We start from the raw sequence: 13,992 nt of genomic DNA on the forward strand, positions 1-13,992 counted from the left end.
CAAAAAAATGAAAAGACCGTCAGCTATTTCTTCAGCGGGAACTGTCCAAGATAGTCGACCTTACCAATCGCCACGCCCTTCATGCGCAGGATGTCGTATGCCGTGGCGACATGAAAATAAAAGTTCGGGATTGAAAAGGTCAGCAGAAACCCCTCCGCCAGGAAATCGGCATGATAGGCTTTGATTTCGAACCGCATCGGGTGCCCTTCAAAGCTATTAATCTCTTCCGGGTCCAAACCGGCCAGAACGTCTCGTGCGTCATCAACTTTTTCGGCAAGGGCGGCGAAGGTTTCACCCGGCGGCGTCATGTCCGGCGAGAACAGGCCCTTCCGTACGCCTTCAAGAGCACCCAGCGAGTGCACGACGGTCGATTTTACTTGGTAGGCAAACGGTAGCATGTCGGGAGCCAGATGCGCCTGAAGCATGTTTTCGTTGGCAATCCCCTGTGCCGCGCAATGGGCTTCCGCTTTGTCCAGCAGCGCGCGAACATTTCCCAGCATTTTTTGAAAAGGCGGCACCACGGCTGCATATAGCGTCAGGGACATCTACAATCTCTCTCTGTTGTTCAGGTATATGGACATAGCGCCATATCGGCGTGAAGTTCCAGATGATGTGAAATGGTCCCCTTCGGTGATTGGCGGGTACCCCTCTACGATCCGGGCTTGCGGACAGCGGACCTGATACCCGCGCCCAATATACCCTGCCCAACCACTCGCATTTCCTGTTTCATGGCTTGCGGGTTTGCCGCCCTCGTTCGTCTCTCTTGCCGGGGCCGCTGATACTTTGCCCTGTCGCTTTACCGTTCTGCCGAAGAAGAGGCATCGAGTCCGCACCATGCTCAACCGAAAAATGTTCCTCGCCTTGCCCCGTACAGGCGCGCGCCCCAGCATCGTCCCCGGCGCACGGTCGCCGATGAAAGGGGCTGTGTGATGCAGGGCGATATGATGTCCTTGGCCGTTCCGCTGATCTCCATGCTGGCCGCTGGCCTGTTCGCGGGCTTTGCCGCGGGCATTTTCGGCATTGGCGGCGGTTTTGTCGTCGTGCCCGCGCTGTTCATCGTCCTGCCGCTGCTGGGCGGCACCCATGACGCCATCGCCCATGTCGCCATCGGCACATCGGCCGCGACCATCATCGTCACCTCGATCCGCTCGCTGCTGGCCCATGCCAAGCGCGGCGCGGTGGAGTTTGAGATATTGCGGACCTGGGCGCCCTGGATCATCCTGGGCGACGGCGTGGGCGTGCTGCTGGCGGGCCATGTCGACGGCAAGGTGCTGACCATGATCTTCGCGATCGGCGTGTTCTGCATGTCGCTCAATTTCCTGGTGCCCAAGCTGGGCGGCAAGGTCATCAGCGACACCATGCCCGGCGGCATCGCCCGTGTCGGCATCGCCGGCGGTCTTGGTACATTTTCCGCGCTGCTCGGCATCGGCGGCGGCACCATCGCGATCATGGTGATGACGCTGTGCGGCCGCTCCATTCACCGCGCCATTGCCACCGCGTCGGGCATCGGCACGCTGATCGCCATCCCCAGCGCCATCGGCTTTGCGCTGATCGGCCTGAAGGAAACGGGCCTGCCCTGGGGATCGCTGGGTTATGTGAACGTGCCCGCCACGCTCGCCATCGCATCGATGTCGGTGCTGACCGCCCCGCTGGGCGTCGCCGCCGCGCACAATCTGCCCGCGCACATCCTCAAGCGCGTGTTCGGCGTCTATCTGGTCATCATCGCGGTGATCATGTTGAAGAACGCGCTGAAAATGTAACCTTTCCATCAATATTCTGAAATATAAGGGGAATGGTCGTTTCAGGACGACCATTCCCCTTTTCCGTTCACCGCCCCTTCCCCTCACCTCATCCTTTCTGCACATTCGTTCAGGCACAATCTCCTACAACTCAGGCGTTCTCCCCTTGTCTGACGGCGATCCAATCACCGTCCAAATCAAGGGAGTGAAGCCATGAACCGCACAACTGCTCTAGCCGCCATCGCCGCGCTTGCGGCCGGCGTGTCCGCACCCTCCGCCATCGCTCAATCGGAAGCCGCCTATGACGGCCGCCCGATCAGCCATGAGGAAGCGCTGGCCCGCGCCGAAACCGGCATGGTCCTGCAAAGGCCCATTGCGGGCGTTACCAACAATTATTGGTTCAACTACGAAACCGACATTGCCGAGGCCCGCAAGGAATTCACCAAGGATATGGCAGGCGCCAGCGATACGGAGGACCGCCGCGACGCCTGGGAAGAATATCGCTCGGAAATGGTCGATGCACGCAAGGACTATGCCAAGGAAATGCGCGAAAAGGGCTATCCGGTTGGCGAGGTCCGCCTGATTGCCGACGCGGGTCGCTGAACTGAAACGGACGCCGGGGTCATCGCGCCCCGGCCCTTTTCAGTCCGCATCGGGGTCGCGGAAGTTCAACCGCCGCGTCACCGTATAATCCAGCACGCCCACCAGCAGATAGCTGATCCAGCCCTTCAGCGCGGTCAACAAACCACGCGATGCCTGATGCGAGGCAAGCGTGATTTCGCCACTCTCCCCAACCCGCCGGTCGATCAGTCCCCGCACCGCCGCGGCGAAATCCTTGTCCTCGATCCGCAGCATCAGTTCCAGGTTCAGAAACAGCGAGCGCATATCGAAATTGGCTGACCCCACAAACACCGCATCATCAATGACAATCAGCTTCATGTGCAGCTTGCACGGCTGATATTCGTGGATCTCCACGCCGCGCTTGAGCAACCAGCCATAGATTAGCCGTGTTGCCGCGACCGTTGCGCCATTGTCCGAGCGTGATGCGAAGACCAGCCGCGCGCCCTTACGCTGTGCGACCCGCGCTATCCGCTTCAACATGCCCCGTCCCGGCGAGAAATAGGCTGCGATCATGTCCAGCCGCTTCGCCCGCTCCAGATCATGCTTCACCACCTGCGCCCAGGGGCTAAGGCGTCGGGTCGGCCCGCCAATAAGCCAGCGGAACGCGCTGGGGCCTTCATGATGCGCCGCCGGATGCCAATGCCGCACCATTGCGCGCAAAGTGCGGAAACTCTGCTTGCGGCTTGCCGCCCAGCGCCAAACCTGTCCGTACCAGCGGACCATCGCTTCGGCCTGCGGTCCATCGACCATCAACCCCAGGTCTGCCCAACAATCCTCCTGCGCCGTGCCAAAATAGTCGTCGGCGACATTGAAACCGCCGATCAGCACATGGGCATCGTCCGCAATCGCCATCTTCTGATGATTGCGGATCAGGTAGCGCGTCGATCGCTTGGCGCCGAACCAGGCGAAATGCCCACCCGCCGCCACCAGAGGGTCGAAAAATACCTGTGGGGTCGATCCGCTGCCGAACGCATCGACCATCAGCGTCACGGCAACACCTCGCCCACGCGCAGCAATCAGCGCATCGCGGACCATCTTCCCGCTCACGTCACTGGCGAAGATATAATAATAGAGTTTAAGGCTCTGCCGCGCCCGTGCGATCAGGTCGAGCAGCGCCGCGCGCAGTTCTGGACCGCTCTCGATCAGCCGCAGCCTGTTCCCCTCCAGCGTGCGGGCGATGTCCTCCACCGCCCCGGCTTGTGCCTGATCCCTGGTCGCCATATCCCCTCATGCCCGGCTTTGGTCCGGCACGCCACCGGCTTTGTGGCCTTTTCCTTGACTCTAGGACCAAGCCTGCGTAGGCGCTGGTCCAAGAATCCTTTAGTTTCAGGAGGCCCTATTGGCCCGCGTCACTGTCGAAGATTGCGTCGACAAGGTTACCAACCGTTTTGACCTCGTCCTGCTGGCCGCTCAGCGCGCCCGTGAGATTTCCGGCGGCGCCGAGCTGACCGTAGATCGGGACCGCGACAAGAATCCGGTCGTCGCCCTGCGCGAGATTGCCGAGGAAACCGTTCTGCCCGCCGATTTGCATGATTCGGCGATCATCTCTCTGCAGAAGGTGCAGATGGACGACGACGATACGCCGGACGAAATCGGCTCGATCGCGCAGTCGGCCGAAGCCTTGCGCCTGACTGCTGCGGCTCCGCCACGCAACCAGAATATCGGCGGCGACTACGACGGCTGATTTGCATTGCTGATCCATTTCGGCGGCTGATGCCGTCAAACGGTTCGGAGAGGAATGAGGCTCGGCCCGCGCAAGCGGGACCGGGCCTCGATCCGTTCTGGAAGACCCTTGAATCGCTAACCCGCCACCGCAGGCAGCGCCCAGTCGACCGCGCCGCGACCCTTTGCCTCCAGAAAAGCATTGGTTTTTGAGAAAGGCCGCGACCCCAGGAAGCCATTATGCGCCGACAGCGGCGAGGGGTGCGCGGACTTCAGGACCAGATGGCGGCTTTCATCCACCGCCGCCGCCTTCCGCTGAGCATGGGCGCCCCAAAGCAGAAAAACCACCGGGTCGATCTTTGCATTGACCTGCGCAATTACCGCGTCGGTGAACTGTTCCCAGCCGCGCCCCTTGTGCGACGCGGCTTGCCCCATCTCTACGGTGAGGACATTATTGAGCAGCAGCACACCCTGCTTGGCCCAATGTTCGAGAAAACCATGGCGCGCGGGCGGGATACCCAGATCGCTCTGCATTTCCTTGTAGATGTTCACCAATGAAGGCGGCGTCCGAACGCCTGGCTGAACGCTGAAGCACAGGCCATGCGCCTGTCCCGGTCCATGATAGGGGTCCTGCCCCAATATGACGACTTTCACCGAATCGAGCGGAGTCAGGTCCAGTGCCCGAAAATAGTCGGCGCCCTTCGGGAATATCTGCTTACCCGCCGCCTTTTCGGCTTCCAGAAAGTGCTTGAGCGCTGCCATATGAGGCTTTTCGAACTCGTTCGCCAACGGCGCGCGCCAGCTTTCGTGCAACTTGATCCTGTCGTTCATGCCCAATGTCATGAACCGGGCCATAGCCCCAAGTCAATTGCGCCCTCCAACCCCCTTGCCCTGCACCTTCCGATCGGGAAAGGAGGACGGAATGCGTACTCCCCTCCCATTTTCCGCCCGTCCCGTTCTGGGCCTGCTTCTCGCCTTTGGCCTCTTCACCGCGCCGCTACCCAGGGCAGATGCCTTCGGCCCCGCCCCCGCCAGCGCTGTGGCGCAGTCGGCAAAGGCGCATTTGCTGGCCGAACTCACCCGTTTCGCCACCATGTCGAACGGCACGGTGGGCATCGCGATCCAGAATTTGGGCACCGGCGAGACGATCGAGGTCAACGGCCACACGCTCTTCCCCATGGCCAGCGCCTATAAGGTCGCGGTGGCGGGCAAAATCCTCTCCATGGTCGATGCGGGCGAACTGTCGCTCGATCAGATCATCATCGTCGATCAGGCGATGATGGCATCGGCGGGAATCGCCGACCTGCTGCCACACAAGGGGGCAGCACTGTCCATCTACACTCTGATCGATCTGATGATGACGCGCAGTGATAACAGCGCGACCGACATATTGGTGTTGCAGGCTGGCGGCGCGCAGGCCGTGAATGCCTGGGTCAAATCGACCAGGGTGCGGGACCTGCGGGTCGACAGCAACACCGCGCAACTCCTGTATCGTGCAATGGGCATCGCGCCGAAAACCGGAAGCTTCCAGGCCAATGTGCAGGCGGCGCTTCAGGCTGATCCAGCCCTGCGCCAACGCGATGCGCGCGACCTGCCCAACATCGCCTTCGCGCAAGACCCGCGCGATACCGCGACGCCGCTGGCCATGAATGCGCTCGTCACCGCCCTGCGGACCGGCAAGCTGCTGAAACCGGCCACAACGGCGACGCTGCTGGCCATCATGGATCGTTGCAAGACCGGGCCACTGCGATTGAAGGGCATGTTGCCGCCGGGCACCAGCGTCGCGCACAAGACCGGATCGCTGAACGGTACCGGCAACGATGTTGGCATCATCACCCTGCCCAATGGCCAGATGATCGCCATGACCGTCTTTGTGATGAAGGACAGCAAAGGGCATCAAAGCCGCGACCAGATCATCGCCCACGCGGCACGCGCGGCCTATGACTATTTCCTCTTTTCGCCCGAAAGACGGGACGACCCGAAGGTGGCAGGCCTGTCCCGATCGCATCGTATCGGTTAGGATTGATCGGGCAATAAGATCGGGAGGACAGTCTTGGCACGAGCGACGCGATTTGCCGATTTCTGGCCTTTTTACCTTCAGGAACATGCTCGCCCCGCGACTCGCGCACTCCATTATGCGGGGACCGGGCTGGTCATCGCTCTTCTCGCCGGCATGCCCTTCCTGCCCGGACGCTTTGCGCTGACGGCATTACCCATTGCAGGCTATGGCTTCGCCTGGGCCGCACATGGCCTGGTGGAGCATAACAGGCCTGCAACCTTCCGTTATCCGCTCTGGTCGCTGCGCGCCGACTTCGTCATGTTCTATCGCTTCGTTATCGGGCACATGCCACGCGACCTGCGGCGCGCGGGCGTTCGCGCTGATGGCACGGTCGATCCCGCGTTGCGCCTCCGCTATTGACTTGACGGGCCGCGCCGCGTCGCCACAAGAGGCGCGATGGCGGTCACAGCGCATTTCACTCTTTTGCCCGACAAAGACGTCCTTGCCACGCGCTGGCAGACGCTGGAGGCGCTTGGGAATGGCAGCTTTTTCATCGGTTGGACCTGGGTTGGTTCCTGGCTCGAAAGCTACGCCGTGCGCCCTGAACTGCTGTCGATCACCGACGGCGATGGACAGGAGATCGCGCTGGCGCTGATCGGCCATGCCATGGCCCCGCGCCTGCTGGGCCGAGCGGCGACCCTTTCGCTCAACCAGTCGGGCGATGCGAGCGCGGACCGGGCCTTCGTCGAATATAACGACCTGCTGACAGCGGCGGGATCGGAAGAGGCCGCGACCCATGCGGCCCTGTCCGCGATCAATCGTCGGCACGACTGGCGCGCGTTCCGCCTCAGTGGCATCGCCCCCGAAACGCCGCTGCTGGCGCTGCCCCAGCGGCGCGCGGTGCGGGTCGATGCCTCCCCGGTCTATCAGGTTGATCTGGAGGCCGTGCGGGGGGCACAGGGCGATTATCTCTCGTTGCTCAGCGCTAATACGCGCAGCCAGATCCGCCGGGCGATGAAGGATCGCGGCGGCGCGCTGCCTGTTGTGACACGGGCGGCGAGCGAGGCAGACATAACCGTCTGGGTCGAAGAGATGCAGGCGCTCAACAGCGGCCGTCATGCTGACAATGCCTGGGATGATCCGGCCTTTTGCCGCTTTGTCACGACGCTGGCGTTACGTGGCCTTGGCAATGGCGAGGTGGAAATGCTGCGGTTGACGGACGGCACGGGGTGTGTCGGCCTGCTCGTCAATTTCGTCTATCGCGGTCAGGCCATGAATTATCAGTCGGCCTTCGTCGCGCCCGCCTCATCCAAGGACAAGCCGGGCCTGCTGTGCCACGCGGCGGCGGTCGCAGATTATGCCGCCCGCGGCCTGTCGCTCTATTCGCTGCTGGCAGGCAAGGATCGGTACAAGGCCAGTCTGGCCACGCGCGAGGAGAGCCTGGAATGGTGGGTGCTGGAGCGTTTCGCGCCCCGGCTGGAAGCAGAAGCGCTGCTGCGCCGCCTGCTTAAACGCCCAGCTTCCGCATGACGCGATAGAGCAGCCGTTTTATCCACTGACCTTCGGGCTTCGCGCTCACCCCGATGGTGGGCAGGCCGCGACGCCTGAGCAGGGCGTTAAAGCTGTGCAATTCACCCTCGGCCACGCTGCGTTCCGACCGCCAGGTGATCGAAAGGCTGATCGAGACGGCAGGCCCATTTTGCACGAAATGCGGCGCCTTCACCGGGACATGAATCGCGTCGCCGGGATACAGGGTGATGGCGGTGCCTCGCCCGGCAAAATCATCGCTCCACAGGAGGTTGCGATGGCCGCCGCCGTGGAAATGCTCGCTTTGCTCCGGTGGCACCGTGAGGGCATCGTGCGCGGGAAAGACGGTCATCGTCTTTTCGCCCTGCATCTGAAGCAGGATATTATGTTCCGGGTCCATGTGAAAAGGCGTGACGCTGCCCGGAGAGGACAGGAAAATAAACGCTTCCCGATGCAGCATCGGCCCGGTGCTGCGCGCGACGATCGGCTCCAGTTCGGCCAGCGCCGCGTCCAGCAGGGCGGCATAGGCTGCGTCCTGCTCGACATTCTTGAGAACAGCCCAACTACCGTTGCTCTCTATGGTGCGGATCGTCTCGCCCAGCGTCAGGCCATTGGTCGGCGTATCTTCCGCCCGCACACCCAGCGGCAACTTGCCCAGATTATATTCGACGCTGGTGGCCGGCATCCGTTCGGCCAGCAACGCCAGCGCGTCGAGCGTCAACAGGTCATGGCCGACCAGTCCGTGATTGAGCTTGACCGGCCTGTCGGGATAAGCCGCGTCGAAGATGGCGAGAGCGCTGTCAGGAAAAGCGACGGAAAGCGAGGGCGCGATACGGCTCTGGACGGTCATGCTTGTCCTCTTATCAGACGGGCCAGCCGCTCGACCCCGTCGGCGGCGGCAAAGGCCGCGGCGCGGCGCAAGCGGATGCTCCCCGCCCCCTTCAGCGCCACGCGATATTGCACGATGGAACGACGCTCCGCCCAAAGGCTGTCGATCATCGGATGATCGGGCGCGGCGCAACTGTCCATCCAACCGATCGTGGGATCGCCCTGCACTGCGGCAAGGTTCGCAATCTCAATAAGAACACCGGGCGAAAAGCGGCCCATTTCCTCGTCAAAAGCAATTTTGAAGGAGAAGGCGCCGTCCAGATGCCGGAAATTGACCAGCATGGCGATCGCCCGGCCATCGAGATCGACGCGCAGGAAATGTAGCTGCCCCATATCGAAGGCGGCGGCGCAGGCGGCACGGAAGAAAGCCGTATGGGCGGCTGAACAGGCCATGGCGGTGCCTTCGGCGCCTTTCCATCCCGCGCATTCGAGCGCCAGAAACTCCCCGCACCAGCGCGCCAGATCGGCTCGGTCGGTCAACAATCGTTCCTCGACCGTTCCCAGTTCCGCCAGCCGCTTTTGCAAGCGACGGATTTCCTTGCGCTTCTTGGCTCTGACATGGGCTTCCCAATAGGCGTCCGCCGACAGATCGGATCGCAGCAGCGCGCGGTCGTAGCGATGTATTTCTCGTCGCGCCCGCCCCTGACGAGTACAAACCGCCTCCAGCGTCGCGGCATTCGCTCCGGCGGCATCGAGGCCACTCAGATGCAAAAAATGCGGCGCCCAGAACGCCCGGTCCAACTCTTCGAGGAAGGCGGTCCAAGCAGCAGCCTCATAGCCTGCGCGGATGAGCGGCGTGCCAAAAAAACTATGAGGATGCGTCCAATTGGTCGCGCAGGCGATCGGCAGGCGGCCGTGCCGGGGCATGATCGCAACGGGCAGCAGGCCGATCAGCCGGTCATTTTCCATCGCCTCTATCAGCCGCACGGTTCCAGGCGCTGCAAGATGATCGAGCGCCGCGCCCAACATCGCGGGCGCATAAAAAGCGTTCGGTTCCGCAGCATGGGCAGCAAGATCCGCCCAGCGCGCCCGCTGTCCAATGGCAAGGGCGCGCGCCTGATCAGCGGCAACGGCGGGATGAGAAGCCATATCCATGCCCCAGCCTTTATCCTCGAAAGATTAGGGAATGGCTAAACAACGGTTATGCGGCAGGATGTGGCCATCAGCCGTTACGGCACCATATTCCCGCTGGACGATAGCCCCATCGTCACGGCATCAGGGCAGGAAAGGCATGATTCGGACTATGGGAGCCACAGTGAACAGCGCGATCGAAGGCAAATTCTTCCGCCAGATACTTGGCCATTATCCAACCGGGGTCTGCGTCGTGACGGCTGTCGAGCCGGAAGGCACGTCGGCGGGCATGGTGGTCGGCTCGTTCACCTCCGTGTCGTTGCATCCGCCCCTGGTCGCCTTCTTTCCCGACAAGAAATCGACCAGTTGGCCCCGGATCGAACGGGCGGGGCGCTTCTGCGTCAACATCCTGGCCGATGATCAGGAGGAAGTATGCCGCACCTTTTCCCGTCCCAGCGAAGACCGCTTCGCCACGATCCCCCATCGCCTGTCGGACGGCGGTTCCCCGATCCTGGATGGCGCGCTGGCGTGGATCGATTGCACCCTTCATGCGGTGCATGAAGCAGGAGATCACCATATCGTGCTGGGCGAAGTGCAGGCGCTGAATACAGAGCGCGACGGACGCCCCCTGCTGTTCTTCAAGGGAGGCTATGGACAATTTGCGCCAATGACGGGAATGGACGCACATTAGCCCGCTCGGCCATGAAAATGCTGTTGCATAAATGACTTGGTCTTCATGCTTTGTTTTCGCAGTTGCGATAATGGATTGCCATATCGATAGCGCCGGGGTTAGACCCTGCGCCGGGGACGCTGGTTAACGGAGCCAGCGTAAGGGTCGCGGAACTTAAAATGGGACGAAGCGTCTTTTGACGTCCGTCCCCGCATATTCAAGCCGTCGAGGCTGGAATGCGTGGAAAACAAAAGGGTGAACGCGTGTCGATAGCTACGAAAATCGTGCCATTCGGGTCTGGCGGTCGAATCATTGAAACAGCCTGCCGAACGCTTTCGATCGCGGCCAAGGGGGTCAATGCCCTCGAAGCGCAATTTGCAGAGCCGGAATTCGCGGCGACTTTTACCCGCCTCGTCGGACTCGTAATGAATATCCGCGGCCGCGTAATCGTTACCGGCATGGGCAAGAGTGGAATCGTCGCGCGCAAGATGACAGCGACGCTAACCTCTACCGGGACACCAGCCATCTATCTGCATCCCGCTGACGCTGGACATGGCGATCTGGGCATGGTGACACCGGACGATGTCGTTCTGATGCTGTCGCATTCCGGGGAAACGAGCGAACTCGGACCGATCATCCAATATTGCAAGCGGTTCGCTATTCCCCTGATAGGCATGACGGCCAGGGTGCGCAGCACCGTGGCGCAAGCCGCCGACATCTATATTCGCCTGCCCGCCGTCAAGGAAGCCTGCCCCAATGCACTGGCGCCGACAACATCGACGACCGTGCAGATGGCCTTTGGCGATGCGCTGGCAATCGCGCTGATGGAAATGCGCGGTTTTTCCGCTGATGATTTCCACAAATTTCACCCCAATGGCCGTTTGGGCGCGCAGTTGCTGAAAATCCGCGACCTGATGGCATCGGGTGAGGATGTGCCCCGCGTGCGCGAGGATGCGTCCCTGCTGGATGCGACCATCGAAATGACCCGAGCGCGTCTGGGCGGCACAGCGATCGTCGACGCACAGGGGCAGTTGATTGGCGCCTTTACCGATGGCGACCTGCGCCGCACCGTAACCGGCAAGCAGGATCTGACCGTGGAAGTCGGTCGCTTCATGACATTATCGCCACTCTCGATCGGTCCCGATGATCTGGCTTCGGATGCCCTGCGCGAGATGCATGACCGCAACGTCCTGCTGCTCTTCGTCTGTGAGAAGGGCAAGCTGGTGGGCGCGGTGCATATGCATGACCTGCTGCACGCCGGGGTCGCCTGAGCATAATCGTCGCCATTCCCGCACGGGCGGGATCGTCCCGCCTTCCGCGTAAACCCCTGCGTCTGATCGCGGGCGTCAGCCTGCTGCATCGCACGATCGCGATGGCCCGCGCTGCCTTGACGGGGCAAGCGGGTATCAGGTTGATCGTCGCAACGGATGACGCGGAAATCGCCGATCATGCACAGGCTATCGACTGCCCGGTGGTGATGACCGACAGCGCCATTGCAACCGGATCGGGCCGCGCGCTCGCCGCCGCACTGGCGCAGAGTCAGCCCCCGGAATTCGTCGTCAATCTGCAAGGCGACTCGCCTTTCCAACCACATGGCGCACTGGCGGCCGTCATTGCCGCGCTGCGCGACGGGGCAGAGGTGGCGACGCCGGTCATCAGCCTCGACTGGACAGCGCTCGACGCCTTGCGGGACCACAAGACCCGCTCCCCTTTCAGCGGCACGACCTGCGCGCGCGGGACCGATGGCAGGGCGCTCTGGTTCTCCAAGGCCATCATCCCTGCCATCCGGGGAGAGGAGGCGCTGCGCGTCGCAGGGCCGCGTTCGCCGGTATGGCGGCATGTGGGCCTCTATGCCTATCGGCTGGAAGCGTTACGGCGGTTCGAGGCGACAGCGCCGACCATGCTGGAAACGCTGGAAGGACTTGAGCAGCTACGCCTGCTGGAACTGGGCATCCCGGTGACGACGGTCGAGGTCCAGCCCGCCACGTTCGACAGCTCGGGTATCGATACGGAGGCCGACATCACCCGCGTGGAAGCGCTGATCGCCAAATATGGCGATCCGCATTCGGGACGATGAACGGCCGCATCTTCATCATTCGCCACGGCAATACCTTTGGCCCCGGCGAAACGCCCCGGCGCATCGGGGCGGGCACCGATCTGCCACTGGTGGAAAGCGGGCGCGCTCAGGCGGACCGGCTGGGCGCTTACTTCGCGAAGCGTGGACTGGCCGTGTCAGCCATCTTCTCCAGCCCCCTGCTGCGCGCGCGCGAAACGGCGGAGCGGATCGGTGCGGCCCTGCGCCTCGCGCCGGACGGCACGCTGCTCTGGCTGAACGAGATCGACCACGGCCCGGACGAGGGTCAGTCCGAAGATGCGGTGATCGAGCGTATCGGGACAGAGGCGATCGAGCGTTGGGACCGGCAAGGCATCGCCCCGCCCGACTGGGCTATCGATGCCGAGGCACGGATCGCGGCCTGGCAGGCGTTTTTCCGTCAGACACCAGCGGGCGACCATCTGCTTGTTACCAGCAATGGAGCGGCCCGTTTCGCCTTGCTGGCGCTGGGCGCATCAACCGATGGCCTCAAGCTACGAACTGGGGCCTATGGCGAATTGGCGATCGGCCCGAACGGCGCAGCCACCCTGTCCGGCTGGGATATTCGTCCGGAGGCCTAAGCTTTAACCAGCGCGTCGATCGCCGCGAGTTGCTTCAGCATCGGTCCCATCCAGTCCAGCGGCAGCATCACCGGGCCATCAGATGGTGCGTTGTCAGGGTCCTGATGCGCTTCGGCGAAAATCGCGGCGACCCCCGCAGCGACGGCACTGCGCGCCAGAACCGGGGCATATTCCCTTTGGCCGCCCGATGCGCTGCCAAGCCCGCCAGGTTGTTGCACCGAATGGGTGGCGTCGAATATTACTGGAAAGCCGGTCTGCGCCATGATCGGCAGCGACCGCATGTCGCTGACCAGTGTGTTGTAGCCAAAGCTCGCGCCCCGTTCGGTCAGCAACACGCGATCATTGCCCGTGGACGCCACTTTCTGCGCAACGGCAGCCATGTCCCACGGGGCCAGGAACTGACCCTTCTTAACGTTCACCACCGCGCCGCTGCGCCCGGCTGCAAGCAACAGGTCGGTCTGGCGGCAGAGAAAAGCCGGGATCTGGAGAATATCGACAGCCTGCGCCACCGCTTCCACCTGTCCGGCTTCATGAATGTCGGTCAGCACCGGGCAGCCGAACGCTTCGCCGACATCGGCCAATATGCGCAGCCCCGCGTCGATGCCGACGCCGCGCTGACCGGACACCGATGTCCGGTTCGCCTTGTCGAAGGAGGATTTGAAGACAAAGGGCACGCCCGCTGCATCCGCCGCCACGACCAGCGCTTCGGCCATGAACAGGCTATGGTCGCGGCTTTCGATCTGGCAGGGACCGCTGATCAGGACGAAGGGCAGGTCGTTGCCAAAGGTGACGGTGCCGACGGAGATATGATTCACTTTGGGGATCTCGCTCATTTGGGAGCCTTTGCGAATCGGCGCAAAAGCTGGCCGCGCCATAGACCCTTGCCGGGATGATAATTCCAGCAGAACCAGCCGAAGATGAGGCAGGCGAGTAGCGAGGGAAGCGCCATCGGATCGCCCTCCCCGCACATATGCCGATAGAGCGCCCGGTCAGCGCGCCACCGATCAAGCTCGCTACCACCGCCATTTATGCCATAGGCATTGTCGTGGCGGCGGCAACCGATGTTGCGGTTATACTTTCTATGGTCCAGAAAGTAACAGTAATCGCGTTCGGGTGTCGTCATCATCCGACTAGGGCGGGGC

Annotated in this window: 17 protein-coding genes; 10 read left to right on the plus strand and 7 right to left on the minus strand. The window is 62.3% G+C overall.

The annotated features are described in order from the left end of the window. Nucleotides 1–23: 23 nt before the first annotated feature. Nucleotides 24–545: a DUF1993 domain-containing protein gene (locus WFR25_RS24130; protein ID WP_336974374.1), complete on the minus strand. Its 522-nt coding sequence runs from the start codon at nt 543–545 to the stop codon at nt 24–26. A gap of 384 nt (nt 546–929) precedes the next feature. Here WFR25_RS24130 and WFR25_RS24135 point away from each other — a divergent pair, with 384 nt between their 5' ends. Further along, a complete protein-coding gene (locus tag WFR25_RS24135) occupies nt 930–1,760 on the plus strand; it encodes a sulfite exporter TauE/SafE family protein (RefSeq protein WP_336974375.1) in 831 nt (276 codons plus the stop codon). 192 nt (nt 1,761–1,952) lie between these two features. Further along, entirely contained in the window at nt 1,953–2,342 is a 390-nt protein-coding gene (locus tag WFR25_RS24140; protein ID WP_336974378.1) for a hypothetical protein, read from the plus strand. 39 nt (nt 2,343–2,381) lie between these two features. On the opposite strand, the gene WFR25_RS24145 is transcribed toward WFR25_RS24140, so the two are convergent. Next, nucleotides 2,382–3,581 (minus strand): phospholipase D-like domain-containing protein, encoded by a 1,200-nt coding sequence (locus WFR25_RS24145; protein ID WP_336974380.1) that lies wholly within the window; start codon nt 3,579–3,581, stop codon nt 2,382–2,384. A gap of 118 nt (nt 3,582–3,699) precedes the next feature. On the opposite strand from WFR25_RS24145, the gene rpoZ reads away from it, so the two are divergent. Continuing rightward, entirely contained in the window at nt 3,700–4,044 is a 345-nt protein-coding gene (rpoZ, locus tag WFR25_RS24150) for a DNA-directed RNA polymerase subunit omega (protein WP_336974383.1), read from the plus strand. A 116-nt stretch (nt 4,045–4,160) separates the two neighbouring features. Here the strand turns inward: rpoZ and ung are convergent, their stop codons facing one another. Next, a complete protein-coding gene (gene ung / locus WFR25_RS24155) occupies nt 4,161–4,853 on the minus strand; it encodes a uracil-DNA glycosylase (RefSeq protein WP_336974385.1) in 693 nt (230 codons plus the stop codon). Between the two features lie 91 nt (nt 4,854–4,944). Between ung and bla the strand changes: the two genes are divergently transcribed. The 3 genes from bla to WFR25_RS24170 are packed head-to-tail and all read left to right on the plus strand — an operon-like array spanning nt 4,945 to nt 7,551. Next, complete coding sequence (gene bla / locus WFR25_RS24160) at nt 4,945–6,042, plus strand: class A beta-lactamase (RefSeq protein WP_336974387.1); 1,098 nt, start codon at nt 4,945–4,947, stop codon at nt 6,040–6,042. A gap of 33 nt (nt 6,043–6,075) precedes the next feature. Then, nucleotides 6,076–6,441, plus strand: coding sequence for an Mpo1-like protein (locus WFR25_RS24165; protein WP_336974389.1), 366 nt, complete (start codon nt 6,076–6,078; stop codon nt 6,439–6,441). A gap of 36 nt (nt 6,442–6,477) precedes the next feature. Continuing rightward, nucleotides 6,478–7,551, plus strand: coding sequence for a GNAT family N-acetyltransferase (locus WFR25_RS24170; RefSeq protein ID WP_336974391.1), 1,074 nt, complete (start codon nt 6,478–6,480; stop codon nt 7,549–7,551). Here WFR25_RS24170 and WFR25_RS24175 read toward each other — a convergent pair. Continuing rightward, nucleotides 7,529–8,398: a cupin-like domain-containing protein gene (locus WFR25_RS24175; protein WP_336974392.1), complete on the minus strand. Its 870-nt coding sequence runs from the start codon at nt 8,396–8,398 to the stop codon at nt 7,529–7,531. The two genes, WFR25_RS24170 and WFR25_RS24175, sit on opposite strands and share 23 nt — an antisense overlap. Beyond that, nucleotides 8,395–9,531 (minus strand): GNAT family N-acetyltransferase, encoded by a 1,137-nt coding sequence (locus tag WFR25_RS24180; protein WP_336974393.1) that lies wholly within the window; start codon nt 9,529–9,531, stop codon nt 8,395–8,397. Before WFR25_RS24180 ends, WFR25_RS24175 begins: the two co-directional genes overlap by 4 nt. Before the next feature lie 148 nt (nt 9,532–9,679). Here WFR25_RS24180 and WFR25_RS24185 point away from each other — a divergent pair, with 148 nt between their 5' ends. From WFR25_RS24185 to WFR25_RS24200, 4 genes are all read left to right on the plus strand, one after another. After that, nucleotides 9,680–10,198 (plus strand): flavin reductase family protein, encoded by a 519-nt coding sequence (locus WFR25_RS24185; protein ID WP_336974394.1) that lies wholly within the window; start codon nt 9,680–9,682, stop codon nt 10,196–10,198. 242 nt (nt 10,199–10,440) lie between these two features. Further along, entirely contained in the window at nt 10,441–11,448 is a 1,008-nt protein-coding gene (locus WFR25_RS24190; RefSeq protein WP_336974395.1) for a KpsF/GutQ family sugar-phosphate isomerase, read from the plus strand. A 5-nt stretch (nt 11,449–11,453) separates the two neighbouring features. Then, the gene (gene kdsB, locus WFR25_RS24195; protein WP_336975035.1) at nt 11,454–12,254 is read left to right on the plus strand and encodes a 3-deoxy-manno-octulosonate cytidylyltransferase; all 801 of its coding nucleotides are present in this window, start codon (nt 11,454–11,456) and stop codon (nt 12,252–12,254) included. Then, a complete protein-coding gene (locus WFR25_RS24200) occupies nt 12,251–12,850 on the plus strand; it encodes a histidine phosphatase family protein (protein ID WP_336974397.1) in 600 nt (199 codons plus the stop codon). Before kdsB ends, WFR25_RS24200 begins: the two co-directional genes overlap by 4 nt. Here WFR25_RS24200 and kdsA read toward each other — a convergent pair. Then, a complete protein-coding gene (gene kdsA, locus WFR25_RS24205; protein WP_336974399.1) occupies nt 12,847–13,683 on the minus strand; it encodes a 3-deoxy-8-phosphooctulonate synthase in 837 nt (278 codons plus the stop codon). The two genes, WFR25_RS24200 and kdsA, sit on opposite strands and share 4 nt — an antisense overlap. Next, complete coding sequence (locus tag WFR25_RS24210; RefSeq protein ID WP_336975036.1) at nt 13,680–13,973, minus strand: hypothetical protein; 294 nt, start codon at nt 13,971–13,973, stop codon at nt 13,680–13,682. The genes kdsA and WFR25_RS24210 overlap by 4 nt, the downstream gene beginning before the upstream one ends. Nucleotides 13,974–13,992 lie beyond the last annotated feature (19 nt).

It is taken from the genome of Sphingobium aromaticiconvertens, from assembly GCF_037154075.1.
Taxonomy (GTDB): Bacteria; Pseudomonadota; Alphaproteobacteria; order Sphingomonadales; family Sphingomonadaceae; genus Sphingobium; species Sphingobium aromaticiconvertens.